At 58.5% G+C, this 18,549-nt stretch carries 15 protein-coding genes; 9 read left to right on the forward strand and 6 right to left on the reverse strand.

Going from position 1 to position 18,549, the window contains the following annotated elements; translation table 11 throughout:
- Positions 1–80 precede the first annotated feature (80 nt).
- Positions 81–440, forward strand: coding sequence for a DUF1488 family protein (locus CI41S_RS44370; RefSeq protein ID WP_244626554.1), 360 nt, complete (start codon positions 81–83; stop codon positions 438–440).
- On the opposite strand, the gene CI41S_RS15465 is transcribed toward CI41S_RS44370, so the two are convergent.
- Positions 388–738 carry a DUF3363 domain-containing protein gene (locus tag CI41S_RS15465; RefSeq protein WP_139860147.1) on the reverse strand — a complete coding sequence of 117 codons (351 nt, stop codon included), beginning with the start codon at positions 736–738 and terminating at the stop codon, positions 388–390. The two genes, CI41S_RS44370 and CI41S_RS15465, sit on opposite strands and share 53 nt — an antisense overlap.
- Before the next feature lie 360 nt (positions 739–1,098).
- On the opposite strand from CI41S_RS15465, the gene CI41S_RS15470 reads away from it, so the two are divergent.
- The 4 genes from CI41S_RS15470 (at position 1,099) to CI41S_RS15485 (ending at position 6,671) form a co-directional block, all read left to right on the forward strand.
- Positions 1,099–2,253, forward strand: coding sequence for a M20 family metallopeptidase (locus CI41S_RS15470; protein WP_244626532.1), 1,155 nt, complete (start codon positions 1,099–1,101; stop codon positions 2,251–2,253).
- 530 nt (positions 2,254–2,783) lie between these two features.
- On the forward strand, positions 2,784–3,224 hold the full coding sequence (locus CI41S_RS43505; RefSeq protein ID WP_172628060.1) for a hypothetical protein: 441 nt from the start codon (positions 2,784–2,786) through the stop codon (positions 3,222–3,224).
- A 424-nt stretch (positions 3,225–3,648) separates the two neighbouring features.
- On the forward strand, positions 3,649–5,184 hold the full coding sequence (locus CI41S_RS15480) for a class I adenylate-forming enzyme family protein (protein WP_172628061.1): 1,536 nt from the start codon (positions 3,649–3,651) through the stop codon (positions 5,182–5,184).
- Between the two features lie 185 nt (positions 5,185–5,369).
- Positions 5,370–6,671 (forward strand): preATP grasp domain-containing protein, encoded by a 1,302-nt coding sequence (locus tag CI41S_RS15485; protein WP_244626533.1) that lies wholly within the window; start codon positions 5,370–5,372, stop codon positions 6,669–6,671.
- 239 nt (positions 6,672–6,910) lie between these two features.
- On the opposite strand, the gene CI41S_RS15490 is transcribed toward CI41S_RS15485, so the two are convergent.
- Complete coding sequence (locus CI41S_RS15490; protein ID WP_139860153.1) at positions 6,911–7,588, reverse strand: 2OG-Fe(II) oxygenase; 678 nt, start codon at positions 7,586–7,588, stop codon at positions 6,911–6,913.
- Positions 7,589–7,611: 23 nt separating this feature from the next.
- The gene (locus CI41S_RS15495; protein ID WP_244626534.1) at positions 7,612–8,739 is read right to left on the reverse strand and encodes a GFA family protein; all 1,128 of its coding nucleotides are present in this window, start codon (positions 8,737–8,739) and stop codon (positions 7,612–7,614) included.
- 1,135 nt (positions 8,740–9,874) lie between these two features.
- Between CI41S_RS15495 and tcuC the strand changes: the two genes are divergently transcribed.
- Entirely contained in the window at positions 9,875–11,227 is a 1,353-nt protein-coding gene (gene tcuC / locus CI41S_RS15500; protein WP_139860466.1) for an MFS transporter, read from the forward strand.
- A gap of 13 nt (positions 11,228–11,240) precedes the next feature.
- On the opposite strand, the gene CI41S_RS15505 is transcribed toward tcuC, so the two are convergent.
- Positions 11,241–11,992 (reverse strand): IS5 family transposase gene (locus CI41S_RS15505; RefSeq protein WP_139860155.1). Its coding sequence is split into 2 segments (ribosomal slippage): positions 11,241–11,662 and positions 11,662–11,992, totalling 753 coding nucleotides; the frame shifts between segments, so codons are not numbered across the junction.
- Positions 11,993–13,245: 1,253 nt separating this feature from the next.
- On the opposite strand from CI41S_RS15505, the gene CI41S_RS15510 reads away from it, so the two are divergent.
- Positions 13,246–14,526, forward strand: a complete 1,281-nt coding sequence (locus CI41S_RS15510) for a DUF3422 domain-containing protein (RefSeq protein WP_139860157.1) — start codon at positions 13,246–13,248, stop codon at positions 14,524–14,526.
- A 247-nt stretch (positions 14,527–14,773) separates the two neighbouring features.
- On the opposite strand, the gene CI41S_RS15515 is transcribed toward CI41S_RS15510, so the two are convergent.
- Together CI41S_RS15515 and CI41S_RS15520 are read right to left on the reverse strand one after the other, a co-directional pair.
- A complete protein-coding gene (locus tag CI41S_RS15515) occupies positions 14,774–15,616 on the reverse strand; it encodes an electron transfer flavoprotein subunit beta/FixA family protein (protein ID WP_139481527.1) in 843 nt (280 codons plus the stop codon).
- 332 nt (positions 15,617–15,948) lie between these two features.
- Entirely contained in the window at positions 15,949–16,143 is a 195-nt protein-coding gene (locus tag CI41S_RS15520) for a hypothetical protein (RefSeq protein ID WP_139481528.1), read from the reverse strand.
- A 182-nt stretch (positions 16,144–16,325) separates the two neighbouring features.
- Here CI41S_RS15520 and CI41S_RS15525 point away from each other — a divergent pair, with 182 nt between their 5' ends.
- Both CI41S_RS15525 and CI41S_RS15530 read left to right on the forward strand, forming a co-directional pair.
- A complete protein-coding gene (locus CI41S_RS15525; RefSeq protein WP_139860160.1) occupies positions 16,326–17,729 on the forward strand; it encodes a TAXI family TRAP transporter solute-binding subunit in 1,404 nt (467 codons plus the stop codon).
- Positions 17,730–17,832: 103 nt separating this feature from the next.
- The gene (locus CI41S_RS15530; RefSeq protein ID WP_172628053.1) at positions 17,833–18,234 is read left to right on the forward strand and encodes a hypothetical protein; all 402 of its coding nucleotides are present in this window, start codon (positions 17,833–17,835) and stop codon (positions 18,232–18,234) included.
- The last annotated feature ends 315 nt before the right edge of the window (positions 18,235–18,549 follow it).

An 18,549-nucleotide genomic window follows, 5' to 3' on the forward strand; every position in this document is an offset into this window, starting at 1 on the left:
CCCTGGCCGAAATGCGCCCCCGTGAGCTGAAATCTGCCTGGGAGGACGCTCACGCTCGCGGTCCCAAATGGCGCCGATTGATGCTCGAAGGGCTTGCGTTGCTTGCGGCCCCTGTTCGGGACGCGGTGCTCAGGACCATTGGCGCGCCTCGTCCGATCGTTCCGGGCATCGATCTTTCCTTCGACAATCCCCCTGCTCGCTACGGCTTCAGCCGCGACGTCGTGACGTTCCAGGGAAAGGAACTCGGCGGGACGGTCAGCTGCGCAGCCAGTCGCGAAGCGCTGGACGATCATTTCGGTGCCGATGGTCTGGGGCAAGACGGGCGGGTGGAAGCATTCCTCAAGAACAGGTCGAGGATCGAGGAGATCGCTCGCGCCAAGTCTCTTCTCACCAGGAGACGCCCCCGGTTCCGTCCTGGTCAAGACATCCGACGTCGGTAGTTTTTTTGCCGCGACGAGCGCCAAACGGAAGTGAGTCCTTCATTATCATCCATGCCGCGCTTGATGTCGATCGACAGGATATTCCCTCTCTGCCGACCTGACCGCGACCATTGTCCTCGCGCTCGCTCCAGCACCGGCCGTCAGGCACCAGAACGCACTCACGAGATTGCTCGATTAGGGCGAACCGACCGCTGTTTAGCGTCGGCATGCGCCGGTAGACACCACTGATCTTGTCGCCGACGTTGGCATCGAGGTCTTCAAGGTCGGTGCGCGTGGACATCCTCATCGCGTCTTTCATTTCCGACCTCTTGCGGATGCCGGGTCGCTCGAAGAATCGCAGAAACGCATGAAGACAAAATAATGGCAAGCGGCCATGAGGCCGATGAAAAGATGGCAGGGGAATGCAAGCTGCGCAGCTATCGGAGGAATTGACCAGAAGAGCTACAGTTCACGAGAACAGCCAACGGCTCTCGAGCTTGCATAATTGTATCCTACCAAACTTGGTAGCTCCGTTTATTTCAACCGGCGTGGCATCCTCGCCTGCGGCAAGACCTAGACTTCAGAGGCCTACCTGACCCATAACAGTTGGCGACTCTGAAGGTGTTCGCGCTAGATCATGATGCGATCAAATGGATTTTATCACGATCTTCTGCGAACGATGAAAGTCGAATTCAAGGACGTCAGATCTATGTCCAGCAACCCATTCGAAGCCGCGGTGATTCTCGACGGCATCCGCCGCTGGGTCGAGATCGAGTCTCCAACGGACCGGCCGGATCAGGTCAACAAACTGGCTAATCTCGTCGCGTCGGGCTATCGTGACTTGTCGGCCAGCGTCGAGTGCGTTGCAGGACGTGACGGCTACGGCGATCATTTGGTCACACGCTCGTCTTGGGGGCAAGGCGTACCGGGCATTCTCGTGCTGAGCCATCTCGACACAGTTCATCCGATGGGGTTCATCGAGCGCCTGCCGTTCAAAGTCGAGGGCAACAGGGCATTCGGCCCCGGCATTTATGACATGAAGGGTGGTGCCTATCTCGCGTATCACGCGTTCCGGCAGATTTGCACCGATGATGTCCGCCCTCCGCTCGGCATCACCCAGCTTTACGTATCGGACGAAGAGATCGGTAGCCCGACCTCGCGGGCGTTGATCGAGGCCGAGGGCCGCAAGGCCAAGTATGTGCTGGTGACCGAACCCGCGCGCGACGGCGGCAAGATCGTCACCGGACGCAAAGGCGTCGCGCGCTTCGAGGTCTTCGTCAAGGGCACGCCGGCCCACGCCGGTGCGCGCCCCGAAGATGGCTGCAGCGCGATCCGGGAACTTGGCAATGTGATCCAGACACTGGAGGCGATGAACGATCTCAAGCGTGGCGTCACCGTCAATGTGGGCGTCGTCCGTGGCGGCACCAAGCCCAACGTGATCGCCGAAGAAGCCTATGCGGAAGTCGACATGCGAGTGCCGACCATGGCTGACGCCGACGAGTTGGCACCGAAGATCCTCGGCATCACCTCGCGCACCCCTGGTGTCGGCGTGAAGGTTATCGGCGGATTGAACCGTCCGCCGTATGAAAAGAGCAACGCCGGCGCCGCACTTTACGAACACGCCAGGAGCCTTGCCGCCGAGCTCGGCTTCAGGCTGTTCGATGTCTTCAGCGGTGGCGGCTCGGACGGCAATTTCACCGCGCCGCATACCGCGACCCTCGACGGTCTCGGCGTCGACGGCAAGGGCGCCCATACCCATTACGAGCAACTCTACATTTCGTCGATTGAGCCGCGCGCCCGGCTCCTCTATCGCCTCTATCAGACCCTGCAATGATCTTCGCACCGGAGGAGCCCGCGACCGCGACGTGCACTGGATAACGGCACGCTCGCACATTCGGGCGGCTCGCTCGAACGGCGCAAATGATAAGCTGCCATCAGGCCGACTTGTCGAACACGACCGCCGGATCTCGCCCTGCGCATTGCCGCGTCAGCGCCCGACAGATGCGCAGTGAAGTATTCAATAACGGCGCGGCCGACGTTACATCCGCTATCGGCTGCGAAGACGACGGCCGATCGCGGAAGCGTAGGCTTTTCGACAACGGCCTCGTTGCTTGCGAACCTCCTTTCAAGCGACTTTCTGACGCAGACCCTGGCGCAGGACTGTTGTAGACACGACGCCGATCTGCAGCGCTTACCAGCAAACCTGAGAGCTTTGGCGTGTTCCCGCGAGTTGCCGAAAAGGCTTGAATCGGACGTAACGTTAAGTTGTACGATCCCTAAAACGACGCGCGTCTTCGTCTGCCGTCGGAATTGTGAAGGATTACGAATGTCTCACCTCGTCAGAACCTGCGCTGAGTCTTGGTCATGATCCTCATTCCCGACAGCAAATCGGTCGAGATGCTCGTGCAGCGAGTCTTGATCGCAGCACCACGGCTCGCAGGTAGTGATGAACGCCCCGGCATTCCAGAACCGATACTATGCGGCTGTGCCAAAGCGCGGCGCCAGCGAGACGGTGATACCGGAAGGGATCGGCGCACACCTCGATCCCGAGCCCTCGCAGGGCGCCGCCGTCTCCCGATTTTGCAACCGAACGGCGAGACCACCGTACCGAACTCCGTTCGGAGAACCAGCCTTTCGTTCGATCCACACCACCTTCCCGACGCTGGCAGGGGCTTTTTCTCGCGCATGTGTGCGACGGCCCATGCGACTGCGGAGGATTTCAAGACACTTGAGCTGCAAGTGTCGCTCGGCGTGACTGGCGCGGCATCGGAAGAGATGGCGCCGCATCCTGGAGCAGCAAGTTGAAAGAGCCGGACGGCGTCAAGAAGGTCCTGCTGATCGACCACATTGAAGGCCAATGCCGGGCCATTGTCGGCTTCAAAGATGGAGATCCAAGATCGGCATATATGTGCGGCGAGCCTGTATGTCAAAGACCGGGCAAGAAACAGTCGTCATGGTGTACCTATCACTACGGACAGATGCACACGACTGCTTCCGAGCAAAACAGAGCAAGTGGATCAAGTGCCTGAGATACCTCGAACAGTGTCGATCGTTCGCTCCCCATGACAACCATCAAGAACCGCTTCGTCCTGCTCGGGCCGCGTGATCGTGGCCTGTGCAATGGGTACACGAAGCTCTCAATCGAGGCTTGGCGAAGTAATTCCGAACTCCGACTGAACGACATCGGAACCAAGGTCCCTTGCGAAGCTCAATCACACGGAGAATGAGTTTGGATCTCTGCACATTGATCGAGCGCAACGCTGCGCATGCTCCCGACAAAGCCGCGATCCGTTTCGAGGGGCACACTCTGAGCTACGCGGGCTTCAATCGGCGGATCGGGTGGGTCGCTCACGCCCTCAAGAGCCAACTCGGCATCGAAAGAGGTGACCGGATCGCGATCCTCAGCCTCAACCGGCCTGACTATCTGACCTTGCTGTATGCCTGCGCGCGGCTTGGCGCAATCCTCGTTCCATTGAATTGGCGGCTTGCGGCCGCCGAGCAGCTTTTCATTCTGTCCGACTCCGGGGCAAAAGTGCTTGTGCTTGAGCAGGCATTTAATGCCGTCTTGCCGGCTCTGACGCGGCAACTTCCCGATATCTGCCTCATCGGCCTGGACTTTGCGCCGCCCGGCGGAAGCAAGTTGGACGACCTTCTGGACGCAGGCCGTGGTGACGAACGCAATCCACCTGCGGACCTGTCCTGCCCGCTTCTGATCGTCTATACTTCGGGCACCACAGGGCGACCTAAAGGCGCTGTGCTGCGTCAGGACGCGTTGCTGTGGAACGGGGTTATGAGTCAGCACATGCATGACCTAACCTCGACTGATCACGCCCTGACTGTTTTGCCGCTCTTCCACGTCGGCGGCCTAAATATCCAGACGACCCCGGGTTTGCATCACGGCGCGACGGTAACTATCCAAAGCCGCTTTTCGCCAGAGGCAACGTTTGATGCATTTGAGCATGACCGGCCCACGCTAGCAGCCTTGGTGCCTGCCATGATGCAAGCGCTAACAGACCATCCGCGATGGGCAAGCACAGACCTATCCGCGCTCAAAGCAATTTGTACCGGATCGACGATGGTACCTCAGCGCCTTGTCGAGCGCTTTGTCAGGCGCGGAGTGCCAATCTTACAAGTTTATGGTTCGACGGAAACCTCTCCTATCGCGGTCTATACCAAGCTCGGCGCAGATCTCGCACCTGACGGCGCAAGCGGCCTGCCTGGCCTTTGCTGCGAAGCAGCCATCATCGATGATGTCGGCACAAAGTTGCCACCCGGGACCCCAGGCGAGATCGCAGTACGCGGGCCCAACGTCTTCTGCGGATACTGGGGCGATCAGCGGGCAACCCGTGAGGCCTTTAGTGATGGTTGGTATCGCACTGGTGACATCGGCCGCTGCGATGCCGATGGATATTTTTGGGTCCGTGACCGCAAGAAGAACCTGATCATCTCCGGCGGAGAGAATATCTATCCGGCAGAAGTGGAACGTGTGCTCATGGGCCATCCGGATGTCGCCGAATGCGCCGTCGTCGGTCGACCGGACCCGCGCTGGGAAGAAGTCCCGATCGCCTATGTGATCAGGCGACCGGGGACCCGGATCGAAGCCGAAGCGCTGTTGGCGCACGTCCAATCGCAGCTCGCCCGTTTTAAGGTGCCGCGCGAAATCATATTCACGCAAGAAGTGCCGAAAACGGCGTTGGGCAAGGTCCAGCATTTCATATTGAAGGAGCTCGACGCGCAGTCAAGCCCGCAAGGAGACAGCAATTGAGATCGGCGGATTGGCTGGCCGTAGTTCCCTACTACGCCACAGGAGATATCGAGACGGCGCAATACCGCCTTTTTGGTCCAGACCCCCATACGATGCGCCGCCGCGAGCTCATCGTTGCTGGCATCGCGGCCTGTGTTTAATCGCGCCAGGCGCTTGGGAGACTGTCGTTGCCTCGGATCTTAATCATGAACGCCGGGACGGCTCAAATGTCGGGTGGCGATCTAACAGCAACTCAACTGTCCCTTTCCGCCAACTCCGCATGGCGCTCTGCCTGGTTTGCACAGGAGGGTGACCTAATAGTCTCTCCGGTAGTAATCCCGCAAGACCTGTTATCCTTCATCGGCGCGACGCTCAATTTCGATGCCTCGAGTCTCTCGACGCTTGTGCCTGACGGCGCCCGTGACTCGCTGATTCTCAATGATTGCACCCTGCTGTCTAATGCTTTTGTCGAGCGTCTCAACAGCCATATTCGCCAGAAATCAACTTGGAGAATGTCTGCCTGCTACTCTAGTGAAGGCGTAGCGCGCTTGGCGGCGCTGCTTGGCATCCCGCAAAGCGGGGACGAATTCGCTTTGCAGCGAGGGCCGGATCTCTTGAACCGCAAGAGCCACTTCCGTCAATTGGCGACAAGTGTCGCGCTCCCACTGCCCAGTGGATGCGCGACCACGAACCCAAACGAACTTTTCAGAGCGCTCACCTGCTTGAGGTCAGAGACCGGAAACGTGATCGTCAAGTTGGACAATGGAGCGGGCGGAGTCGGCAATATCATCCTGACCGGCAACGAAAGTGGAGCACTTCCGGGGGCGAGAGATACCCGAATGGTTGCTTGGCCGTCGTTGGATCCTCAAGCACTTTGGTCAGAGATGACCACGGCATCCTGCAACACATTGGTCATTGAATCGTACCACTTGGCTCGCGCTCTGTTCTATCTCGAGTATGAGATAGAGGAGGATGGTTCCATCGTTTTCATCAACAGTGGAAGCATCCGTCTACGTCGCAGCGAAGACCCATCCGAACGGGCGCTCATCTGGACAGGGCTCGAGCTTCCAAGCGACCAGACGAACGAGCAATGGTTGGCTGCCCAGACGCACGCCTACCGATTTGTCGAGTTGGCACGAACCTTGGGATATCGCGGAATGATCAACATTGACGGCATTTTCGCGAGCGACGGCCGGCTCTTCTTTAACGAAGCGAACGGCCGGTGGGGCGGGGGGTCAGTGTTACACAGTATTGCCGTCCGGCTGCTGGGCATCGATTATTCCAGTCGCCACGTCATTGCTTCCGTGAGAAACGTTCCATCATATTCTCTCCGGGCCGCGCTTGATCGTTTCGTCAGGTATGGATTTCTATTCGATCACACACGCAAGGAGGGCGTGATCCCGCTTGCCATCGATCAAGAGGCAGGCACCGTAGAGTGCCTGGTGATCGCGCGCGATAGGCCAACTGCCCGCGATCTGCAGCACCGGCTATTGGCAATGGCCAACTGAGATCACAGATCTATTCAACTCCTCCATTCATTCGAAGCGATCCCCGTATCCGAACGTCTGCTTGAAACCCGCAGTGGGAACATCAGGTGAGTATCTGCTTCGTTTCGCTCGAAGTAGACCAGCCGTGAACCTAGGATACACCGCAAGATCCAAAGCACGCTCTTCCGAAGCAGGCGGCGTCTGCCAGAAGTTGGCCCCGCATTCTCAACCCGTTCGAAAGCCACTTCCGCTAGCGCTCCCTATAGGCCGTCAGCAGTGCTTTCGATGATCCGGCGATTCACGCCGCTGCGTTTTGAACAGAAGTATACCAGCGATCGGCGCTCCCCAGCGTGCACAGGCTTCACCTCATGTCGGATCCTACATGTGGTGACAACCACGGCCCCAAACGGCGGCCGAAATACCTGCTGTTCGTACGCGTTTGGATAGACCACGAACTCACCCCCCTCAAAGTCCCTCGCGAGTTGCACAATCACGGAGTACTCGAAGTCAGGGTCGCTCTCAGCGTCTAAATGGATGCCAACGAACGAACCGGGAGGCAGTCGATGCATCTGGCATCGGCGAATCACGTAATCTGACGATGCTCCCAAGATCTTTTTCAGCGCAAGGCTGCGGTCTTTCCTCTGGAGCAGTTCGATGATCTGCCCTGGAGCTTTGCCATCCACATTGCTAGGAGGGCGGCCGGGCGGATCTACCCTCACCCGCTTCACGAAGACATTGTGCGAGTCGCCGGCATCTCCCATCCGCACCTCTTCTTCAGGAATTTCCATCTGGAGCTGATCGATCCTGGCCAAATCGTCTTGGGTGAACAACGTCTGGGGGGCGATCACGACCGTACCCTTCACCAATAGCTCTATACGGTATTTGGTGAGAGCCTCTTCTGAAAGCAGACGAGATCTATCGTTCATTGCGCGCGCCATGCGGCTTCACTCCAAGTTTGATCTTAACGGGTGGCTTCCCAATCCTCGTGCGTCGGGCGGATCGCTTGCTCCCAATGCTCGCCATCAAAATCTTCTATTTTTATGTTTTCGATCGTTCTCTTATCCAAGCACCGAATGTTTATGCTAAAGCCCGTGGGGTTCGATCGCGGCCGATAGAATGGCTTTACACCGCAAATCCGGCAAAACGTGTGACGAGCGATATTCTTGTTGAATTGATACGTATTGAGAGACTCTTCTCCACACTGAATCCTGAGCTTATCTCCGGGCACAAGCAGATGCAGAAACCCCGACATTCGGCAGATCGAGCAGTTGCATCGAACCGCGGCGAGCTCTCGCGGCGCGCGGACGCAGAACTTAACGGAACCACAATGACAACGGCCATGATGTTCGATCTCCGCAAAGCCATCTCCCTCAATTGAGACAGTTTGCAGCAGGTCGCGACACCACTGTAAGCTGAGCCGATAGGCTCGATCGAATTCATCCAAAAAACGACGATTGCAGTCAGCAGGCACAAGTTCGCGAATGAGCCGGGTCGTCATTTCTCCATGATATTTCTCGGCGGGATCTTCGCCGCCGACATGACTGCGGAAGTACTCAAGATCGTCAGACCGCGCATCAAACGTTTTGACCAGGGTGGTCCACAGCGACTGGATCATTTCCGCAGCATGCAGCTCAAAGGCGACCATGTAGGCACAGCGCACGACCGGGTCTTTCGATGACAATCCGGCATAGAGGGAATGCAGGTACCGCTTCGTTGTAGCGCTATAATTCGGGCGTATTGTTCTACCGAGTAGTCGCGATGCGTCCTTTCTAAGCAGGTTTGAGTGGAAGTTTTCGGTCGCCAGAATATCGGGTAGCGCCGCCTTGCCGCCTCGGAGAACTCGGCCATAACCACCCGTCTCATCCCAACAGATGAAATTTGCGACCACGCTGGTTAGTTCGACATCCCTCGGAAGGTCTCGGTTGCGACGCATCGCATCAAATATGAGATCCTTTTGCGAGCCTGCCTGCAGGTAAGGGAACGCCTGTGACATCGCCAAATATTCAGGCAGCAAGCTCGCAACTTGGCGCTTAGACATCTCCGCAGCGAACGGATGCAGGCCAAACAGATTTCGCGCTTGCTCAGTCAAGTACTCGCAGAATATCTGCGAAGGTCGATCCAGTTGAACTTGCGACGCTTGAGAAGATCTCATTTGAACCCTAACCGTGAGGAGAGAATGATGTTTGAGGATCACTTTCGAAGGCCGCCAACTTGGGCCGACGGGTTTGCGGTCGCGTTCGCCATACAGGGGCACTTCCCCACGACCATCTTCGCAGTACCAACCAGGGCAATCAGGGGATCAGTCCTGTTCATGAGCGCGTCGATAGGAACATGCCCATAGATTGTAGCGACGACCCTCGCGCGTTCGATTTCGATCCACGAGCAATCCGATTCCGCGAATAGCCAAACGCGCCATCCATCATTTGCTGAATCATGCTGAATATCGGCGTCCGCGCAGGCCAAGGGAGGCTCACGTGACATGCGCAGGCGATACATCCGGCCACCCCGACGCTTTCATCTGCGACCTGTCGTGGACAGATCAAGCCTTCTCGGTTGCTGTTCACTCCTGCTCATCGCATCCCCCTGCGGACTTGATTCGGCATTGCCGAGACGAACCACATCCAGCGGGCTCTTCTAGGCTTGCAAGCCGCAATCTACGCGACATTGCGTCTGCCGGCCGGCGCGATTGTCTCAAGGCAAAGGGACCGCCGCTGCCATTTGCGCGTGCTGCGCGCACTCGTCCAATATCCTGTATTCCTGCACGCTTGTAGCAAATGCTATGCCAACCTTGCACTAAGCGGGCAAATGTCTGAGTACGAACCGGCTATTCAATGCTGGTGTTTTGAGTCTGGCGGGAATTTACGCGCAGTTAGAAGCCGAACAGTGTCGACGCGTTATCGAATCAGCCGACACCATCCGCGGTGGACACAGAGCTAATGAAACGCCAAAGATTGCTCGAAAGCTACCTCGTACCGAGCGGAACCCCATCTCTTGATTTCGTCTCGAGTAGGTGAGCTTCTGGCGATTGATGTTGGGAGCGCTTGCGCCTCCGGGAGCAAATTCAAATTTGTGCACCAATGGAGCTATCGTCGAAAATGAGCCGAAAAGATCAGGCGCCTTCCGGTTGGTCGGTAATGTCTGTAAGAGAAAATCACGGCCTGATTGCAATTGGGCTGGCGCGAGGTTTTCCGCAACGGCCATTTCAGACGGGAAGGAAACTCGCTTTGTCACAAGCGCTCCTTCAGCATGCGACAGTCAAATCGCGCATCAACGCCATTCTTCGTGCGACCAGCGGTAATTTCCTCGAGCAGTTCGACTTTTTCTTATTTGGCTTTTACGCCAGCGCCATTGGGAAAGCTTTCTTCCCCTCGGACAACGAAACCGCCTCATTACTCAACACCTTTGGCGTGTTCTGGCTGGGTGCCCTAATGCGTCCCGTGGGGGCGATCGTACTGGGAGCCAGTATCGACAGGATCGGCCGTCGCCAAGGCCTGATCATCACGCTATCGATCATGGCGGTCGGCACCGTGATTATCGCCTTCTGTCCCAGTTATGCGACAATCGGCATTGCCGCCCCCATCATTGTTCTAGCCGGACGGCTGCTACAGGGTTTTTCCGCCGGCGTCGAGGCTGGCGGCGTTTCGGTCTATTTGGCGGAGATCGCGACCCCAGGCAATCGCGGTTTCTATACCTCGTTTCAATCTTCCAGCCAGCAGGTCGCGATTTTTGTCGCAGCGATCGTGGGCTACCTACTGAATGAATCGATGCCGCTCGAAGGCGTCGCCTCCTGGGGTTGGCGCATTCCTTTTTTTCTCGGCTGCCTTATCATTCCTCTTATCTTCTTCCTTCGTCGGACGCTGGAGGAAACCCCAGAATTTTTGGCGATGAAGAAGCATCCCACGGCGCGCGAGGTCGTTGCCTCGGCGCTCGTCCATTGGCGCACGGTCGTTCTCGGGATGATGATGGCGATCCTGACCACGACGACCTTCTATTTCGTCACCGTCCACACGCCGACGTTCGGCAAGACCGTCTTGAAGCTGTCTACCCAGGATGCGCTCTTGGTGACGCTCCTGGTCGCCGTGACCAACTTCATCTGGAATCCAATTGGCGGCGCCGTTTCCGACCGTATCGGCCGCAAGCCGGTTCTGCTGGCCATTGCTGGCCTTGCGTTGATCACAGCCTATCCGGCTTTGAGTTGGTTGGTAAGCGCCCCCAGTTTTGGTAAGCTGCTTGCGGTGGCGATGATGTTCTCGTTCTACTTTGGCACCTACAGCGGGACTATGCTGAGTGCCCTCGTCGAGATCGTGCCTGCGCATGTGCGCACAACCTGCTTCTCCCTGGCCTTCGCGTTCGCGGCTGCGCTGTTTGGTACGTTTACGCCGCTCGCCTCTACTTGGCTCATTGGGCGGACTAATGACAAGGCTTCACCCGGATTCTGGCTGATGTTTGCAGCTGCTCTCGGTATCGTCGCGGCACTCACCATCTATAGGGGAACTCCGAAGCCATCGAGGGCGGCGAAGTCTTCGCTTCCGAAATCGCCCGAGAGCGCTTTGGGCGCGCAAGCAGCATCGCGCTAAGGCCTGTTTACAATCAGCGGCTGGCGAGGAAGCTCGCGACGAGATTAACGAAGCCGGCGAAGCAGGCATCGGTCTTTTCGTAGCGGGTTGCGATGCGGCGGAATGCCTTGAGAGAGCAGAAGAAGTTCTCGACCAGATGGCGCCATTTATACATTTCGGCGTCATGAGGGATACGTCCGGCCCGGTCGGCCTTGGACGGGATGACCGCTGCAGCGCTACGTTCATTCAGGTTGGCGCGCAGCCAGTTGTTGTCGAAGGCCTTGTCGCCGATCAGTGCCGCAAAATCGAGACCGGTGATCAAGGGCTCGACGCCGATGCTGTCGTGACGCTGGCCGGGCAACAGGACGAAGCGAACGAGATTGCCGAGGGCGTCGACCAGGGCCATGATTTTCGTGGTCAAGCCACCACGCGAGCGGCCTATGGCCTGATTTTGAGTCCCCCTTTTGCGCCGGTGCCATGCTGGTGGACCCGGACGGGTGTGCCGTCGATGAGAACATATTTGAAATCGGGATCATCGCAGAGGGCCTTGAAAACGCGCTCCCAGACTCCCTTCTGAGCCCATCGCCAGAAGCGCGTATAGACCGTGAACCACTTGCCAAAGGCTTCCGGCAGATCACGCCACGGCGAGCCGGTGCGCGCGATCCAAAGAACGGCTTCGACAAACAGCCGATTGTCACGCCCACTGCTCCCGGGGTCACCGACTTTGCCAGACAGCTCCGGCGCAATCCGTTCCCACTGCGCGTCGCTCAACGCTAATCGAATCAAGGCTGATCTCCAATTTTCAGCCTTGAATCAATTTTCTACTGATTTGGGAATCCTGTCTGTAAACAGGCCATAGCACGCTGATCCTAACCGCTGACGTATCGTGCGGCCTCGATCGAGGCGCGGAGTCAGAGTTCGCTCAGCGCATCGACAAGGGCCGGGAGCCGCATTGCATGTCCGACATTGTCGGAAACCAGACACAATGCGACTGCATATCTGAAGACTTACAAGTAAGCGGTATGAGTTACCACGACCGCGTGATCAGCGTGCGCAGCAAATCGGTATCCAATATTGACGCCAGGCCTCGGCGGCCGTTGGATGTCGGCTGTGAGCGTTAGAAAGTCCGGGTCTGGAGACCGCCTTGTGGCGCTCCGAACAGCGGACGGTTACATCGTCGCGAATGTGCAGCAGGTTGGGCAGCGGCAGGCCGTGATGGACGTTGTCGGCGCCCGGATTCCGTGCCCACGCCGACAGTCGGAGCTGTATCGCGGTATACAACCCTGGCACGTGTGCCGAACAATGCAATGCGTCTTGTAATCGGACGCATGGAAAGTACGACAGCCATGTCAGCATTCCGCAATCAGCAAGTCCTCCTGGTGTCGCGGTTGCCACAGAGGCCGAGCTCAAAGAGCGCAAGCTTCCAGGTTGCGATGAGATTTGGATTCCATCTGATTACGGTTCAGTTCCAAAATCCCTTGCGAGGCACTGCCCGGATGTAAGCGAGTTCTCCGCTGGCAGTTTCAACGATCACATTACGCGAGAAACACGACCTTTCCGCTACTTCCGTGCTGGCCCACATCCTGCATCGCGTCCGAATGTGATGCAAGACGAGCAGCCAAGATGAAAGCCACGTTTGCGCTTTTGCCATCAGTCGACGATGCAGCAGCCGGTGGAGAGCCGGCGACGGAGATTAGCAACCTCATGGAGACGAAAGCGTGGAAATCGTGCGTGCGTTGGTCACGCCGCTCTGCATTCGTTCGGGGAGGCGGGTCTGCGCATCACGCCTTATGTGCGCCAATAGATCGATGTCGAGCGATGTTCGTGCGAGTCCGGCGGCAATCAACCGCGTTTGGCGCTGCTCGCAAATTGAGCGGCATCGGATCAACCCGCGTCACCACTCTATTGCCGGCCCGCGCGAACAGACCTTTACAGTCGACGCCATTGCCGCTCGCGGTGACACAGATGATTGCGCGTCAATTCTGGGACGAGGTGCTTACACGTGCCCGATAAACTGACTCTTCAAAGTTTCAAGCTACATGCGCAAACGCGATGCCGTGCTCAATGAAGTGCATGCGCGCCCGTTTATGCAGCTTGTTCCTCCATTTAAGGTGATTCACTTCGCATTTCTTGCGCAGGGCGATGCGGCCGCAAGCGATCGCCGCGCCTTCGTCACATTTTGTCGAGAACGCGACCTTCCACCTCCGCAGCTCTCAGCGAAACATCACCAAATCGACATCGGACCCGTTGTGCTTCGCTGGGAGCAGCATGCCGAATTTGCAACCTTTACCTGGATAGCGAATAGCCCGTTCGCTCGCCAGAGCGGCGACGCCCAAAGTGCCGTTCACTCCTTGATGCGCGCCTTGCGGCAGGAAGGACAATTACTGGTCGCAATCAAGCTGGATGTCGAGCAGCACGCCTGCCCAGTGAGACGCGCCGAACAACTTTTCGACAAGAGCAGCCTTGCCATGGCCCGCATAAAGGGCGGAGCAAGTGTTATGGCCTCAGATTTTCGCGTCGACGAAAACGGTTTCACCAAGATTCTTGTCTGCGACCTCGGGTTGACCCCGCACAATGTCGGTGCGCTGGTGCAGCGGCTTCTTGAAGTTGAGACTTATCGTCCGCTGGCGCTGCTTGGTCTATCGGCCGCTCTTGAGCTCGGCCCATTCGTCGATCGCATCGATAGACGTCTTGGTGAGGTGCTCGAAGAAATGCAAGGCGCGGAGGGATTGAAACTCAACAACCATCTGCTCGCCGAACTGACCGCGTTGGCCGCCTCTTTCGAACGAGGCGCGACGGGAAGCCTGTTTCGTTTCGGCGCCAGCAGAGCTTATTACGAGCTGGTCCAATCCCGACTCTCCATCATCGAAGGCAGTGAGATCGCGGATTATCCGACATGGTCGTCGTTCCTGGCGCGCCGGATGGCGCCTGCGATGCGAACTTGCGAGACGACTAAGGATCGTGAGGTAACTCTGTCGGCCAAGTTGGCGCGTGCCGCTGATCTGTTGCGAACTCGTGTCGACGTTGAAATCGAACAGCAGAACCGCGACCTATTACAGGCTATCAACGAACGCACCGGACAACAGCTTCGGCTGCAGTGCACGGTGGAGGGATTGTCGGTCGCGGCGATAGGATATTATGTGGTTAGTTTGTTTGGCTACCTTGCCAAGGGCGCGCACGATGTTGGACTCCATGTAGAACCCTCTTATCTAACCGCGGCGTGCGTGCCGGTCGCAGTCGGGGTGATCTGGCTGGTTAGTTACAATACGCGGAAGCGACACCTCAAGCATCGCGACGAGCCGTCCGTAACGGACAAGTAAGCATCGATTGCAGCTGATTGACAACATAGCTTGACGGCAGACATGCCCGACCCACGTGGCAACAGTTTTCACCAGGTCGTCGGCGGCCCAGATAGAGGTGATCGCCGGCGGGAGGATTGCGCTTCAGCTCCACTGAACGGCCAGCGCCAGGCTCTACATGCCTCCGTGCATGTCGGTGTGACCGGATGAGAGCCAAACCTTGACGCGTTCGGGACCGTAACGCTTATTGTCGCCAGGACTCTCCAGGTCAAGCATCGCGGGCTAGTGCCGCAAGATCGGTTTCGAGCTTCGGTTGATGCTTAAAAATAGCATCAATCAACGCCTGCGCTGGTTGCTCGGCGGCCTCAACCAGCGCCGCTTTCTCAGCCCGCGCAGAGGGAGCGAAGACTCGCTTGACGACGGTCGGCGAGCCTTTAAGGCCGCATTTGGAGACGTCCTCGACGCCGGCATCGTGCGCGCTCCATTTCACGATTGGTGCACGCGCAGCACGCAAGGCATCGGCCATCGCGCCGCGCCGAATCTGGCAGGTCCCCTCCAGCATGGTAATGAGACAAGGCAGCCTCGTGTGCAGCACCTGGACACCACCTTCGGAGCGTCGCTCCGCTTCAATTGTACGGGCAGCGAGATCGAGGCTTTTGACCTTGGCGACGTAGGTCAGCTGCAGCACACCCAGCCGTTTGGCGATGCCGGGCCCAACCTGCGCGGTATCGCCGTCGATGGTCTGCTTGCCGGCAAAGATGAGGTCTGGCGGGCCATATTCCTTACCGATTTTTCGGATGGCTGTTGCCAGTGCATACGTTGTGGCCAGGGTGTCAGAGCCCGCAAAGCAGCGATCGGTGAGCAGTACGCCGCGATCGGCGCCAAAGGTCAGCGCTTTCCGCAAGGAATCTTCCGCCGATTGCGGCCCCATTGTCAGCACGGTTATTTCGCCGCCGAACCGGTCGCGCAGCTCGAGCGCGGCCTCGAGCGCGAAGAGGTCATATGGGTTAATGATCGTCGGCACACCCTGACGCATGATCGTGTTGGTCACGGGGTGCACGCGGATCTGCGCAGAGTCCGGAACCTGTTTAATGCAGACGACAATGTGCACTGAGTTGCTCCAAAGGTTGCGGTAGCTGCGAAGAGAACAGCAAGTGTTGTACCACAGCGCCGGATTTTGGAATCTGTTAGCTGCCACAGAGGCTTAGATAGGTAGATACGCCCCTCCAGCCCGGTGTTCTGGACGAACGAATATCGACACCCGTCGGAACTGCGACAGCGCCATTCCGTGCCGCCCGACCACGGCGCGAAGCCGTGAGCTTGCAAGGCCCACACTGCGACCTCCTGCGGAATTCAAGCTGCAGGTCCGGGGCGCGCTTCGGAACAGCGCCAGTGTCGACGAGATCAAGGCGGCCTGCTCCCAGGCCGGCTACTCGGGGTCGACTAGTCTCTCTGCAACTCCTGCTCGAGCAGCGCGTTATCCGCCCCGAAATGCTCGTCGGCCACCGCACGATCGATGTAGCGGTTTGGCGCCCGATCAGCAGATTGCAAGCGGCCGAACGGCTCGATCGAGCAAAGGTGAATGCCGCCGTGGCGAACGACGTGCCTCCCAATGAATACTGAAATGGAGTCCGGCATCGGCTAGACGCATTTGCCGGCAGGACACCCGCCGAACGCTCCGCCGATGACCATCCCCAAAAACCCTCGAACGATGGCAAGGTTCCCGCTCGTCCGCAGAGGTCCTCGCGTGCGGTGGAACATTCAGGTTCGGCGACGGTTCGCCCCAGGTTCTCAGCAGGCGCTTGCTCAGGAGTCCGCTGATGTCACCGTCCGATGCAGTCAGGAGTGCCTCCGATCGACGCCAGCGAAGGCTCCTGATCCTGTTGGCTTTGGGATTCGTCGTCTTCGGCGCCGCTGCGGCCGCCCTGTTCTACGTCCTCCAGCCCGAGACGCTCCGGATCGCTGTCGGCCCTACAGGCAGCGACGACCATCAGGTGGTCCAAGCGATGGCGGAGGCCTTCGAAGAGGAAAGCAGGACGGTTAGACTGTCCCCTATCACTACCGCCGGAGCGGCCGAATCCCTTACCTTCCTGGGTGCCGGCAAAACCGACCTGGCAATCGGTCGCGGCGACCTCGCCTTGCCGGCTGATGCGCAGACGCTGGCCGTCCTGCGTAAGAACTACGTCGTCATATGGTCGCCGTCTGGACGCGCAGGCAAGGACTCCAAGAAGAAGGCCGCCGCGAAGATCGGAGAGATCGCCGATCTTGCGGGGCACAAGGTCGGCATCATCGGAAAGACCGGCGCCAACGTCGCGCTCCTGCGGACAATTCTAGAGGGCTTAGGCGTGCAACCCGACAAGGTTGCCGCGGCTCAATTCGGCACCGAAGAGATCGAAAAGCTTGCGCAGGACACCACGCTGGACGCGTATCTCGCCGTCGGTCCCCTCGACAGCAAGATCACGGCCGCGGCCATCGCCGCGACGTCCCGATCGCGCGGAGTGCCGAAGTTCCTTCCGGTCGAAGCGTCCGAGGCGATCGCCCTGCGGCATCCCCGCTACGAAGCCGAGGAGATCCCCGGGAGCGTCTTCAATGCCAACCCGGCCTGGCCTGAGGACAAGATCGACACCATCAGCGTCAACCATCTCATCCTGGCCAGAAAAGAACTGTCGGAAGCCAAGGCGGCGGCCTTCTATCGGCAGCTTTTCGCCGAACGCGACACGATCACGCAACGGGTCGCCGGCGCGGCGCACATCACGAAGCCGGAGACGGAGAAGGAGGCTGAGCCCTCCGTGCACCGGGGCGCCGCAGCAGTCATCAACGGGACCGAGCGGACGTTTCTGGACAAGTACAGCGACTACTTCTGGTTCGCCCTGCTTCTTCTTTCCGGGATCGGTTCGGCCGCCGCCTGGCTCCGACGTTATCTGAACCGGGACGAACGGGACGATAACACCAATCCTCGCAACCGCATTCTCGCCGCGGTCTCGGAGGTTCGCGATGCCGGCTCCGAACAGGACCTGCTGGCATCGCAGCAGGAGGTCGACGCGATCATCGGCGAGACCCTCAAATGCTACGACGATGGAGCTATCGAACAGGAGAACCTTGTCGCTTTCGGCCTTGTTCTTGAGCTGTTCAATCATGCCGTCGCGGAAAGGCGGGCGGCGCTGCGGAGCGGTCTCCCCGATCAAGCGCGGGCTCAAGGACCGCCCCTCGCCTCTCGCCGATAGTCGTACGCGGCAGGCCAAAACTCATGGCTTCTGCAACACCGTCGAAAGCACCGAACCGTCGTTCAAGATCGAGAAGACCTCCGCAGACCTCTTCGAGATTGGCGTGATCTTCGTTGACGAGCACGAAGATGAGGCAAACCCGCACGGCATCAAAGGAGTCGGTGAGATCGACCTAGTCGGCACCGCGGCTGCGATCGCCAACGCTGTCTATCACGCGACCAGCGTGCGAGTCCGCGATCTCCCCATTCCCGTCGCTTTTGGGGGATGGCTGGCATCACACTGCTCCTCGAAAGGCCGGCTTGGCAGGCTGGATCAATGCGCTCGGAGGGAGCTCGCATTGACTGCGGTTTCAGCGACTTGTGCCGATGACGAGGATCCAAAGGCCCCTTTCCGGCCTAAAAAGAACCTTTCAGCTCCGTTCGCGCAGCCGACTGATACGCTTTGTGTAATTTCCTTATCAGTTCAAAATTCGACCCTGTCGGCAGCAGATGCATTCACGGAATAGCCAACTAACATAGACCGTTCTCGCCATCGCGAGCGGCGGCCGCGCGGCGAGCAGCGAAAAGCCAGCCCGTCCCGAACGATAACCGTTCTCCTCATAACGGCCGTCACGCCCCCATCGGGGATGTCTATCGCGCGCATGCTCTGCGTTAGAGCAGCAGCGACACATAGTTCGATTCAAAAATCCGCTGTTCGGACTCGATCGCGAGTCGCAAATGGCAATAAAGCGCTCAATATTTGCGCCACACAGGATTGATCGACGGCATATACGTGACCGTCAGCCCCATCCCGTCGGCGGTCTCCCACCCGATCATTTGGC

The sequence above is a fragment of the Bradyrhizobium ivorense genome, from assembly GCF_900696085.1.
Taxonomy (GTDB): Bacteria; Pseudomonadota; Alphaproteobacteria; order Rhizobiales; family Xanthobacteraceae; genus Bradyrhizobium; species Bradyrhizobium ivorense.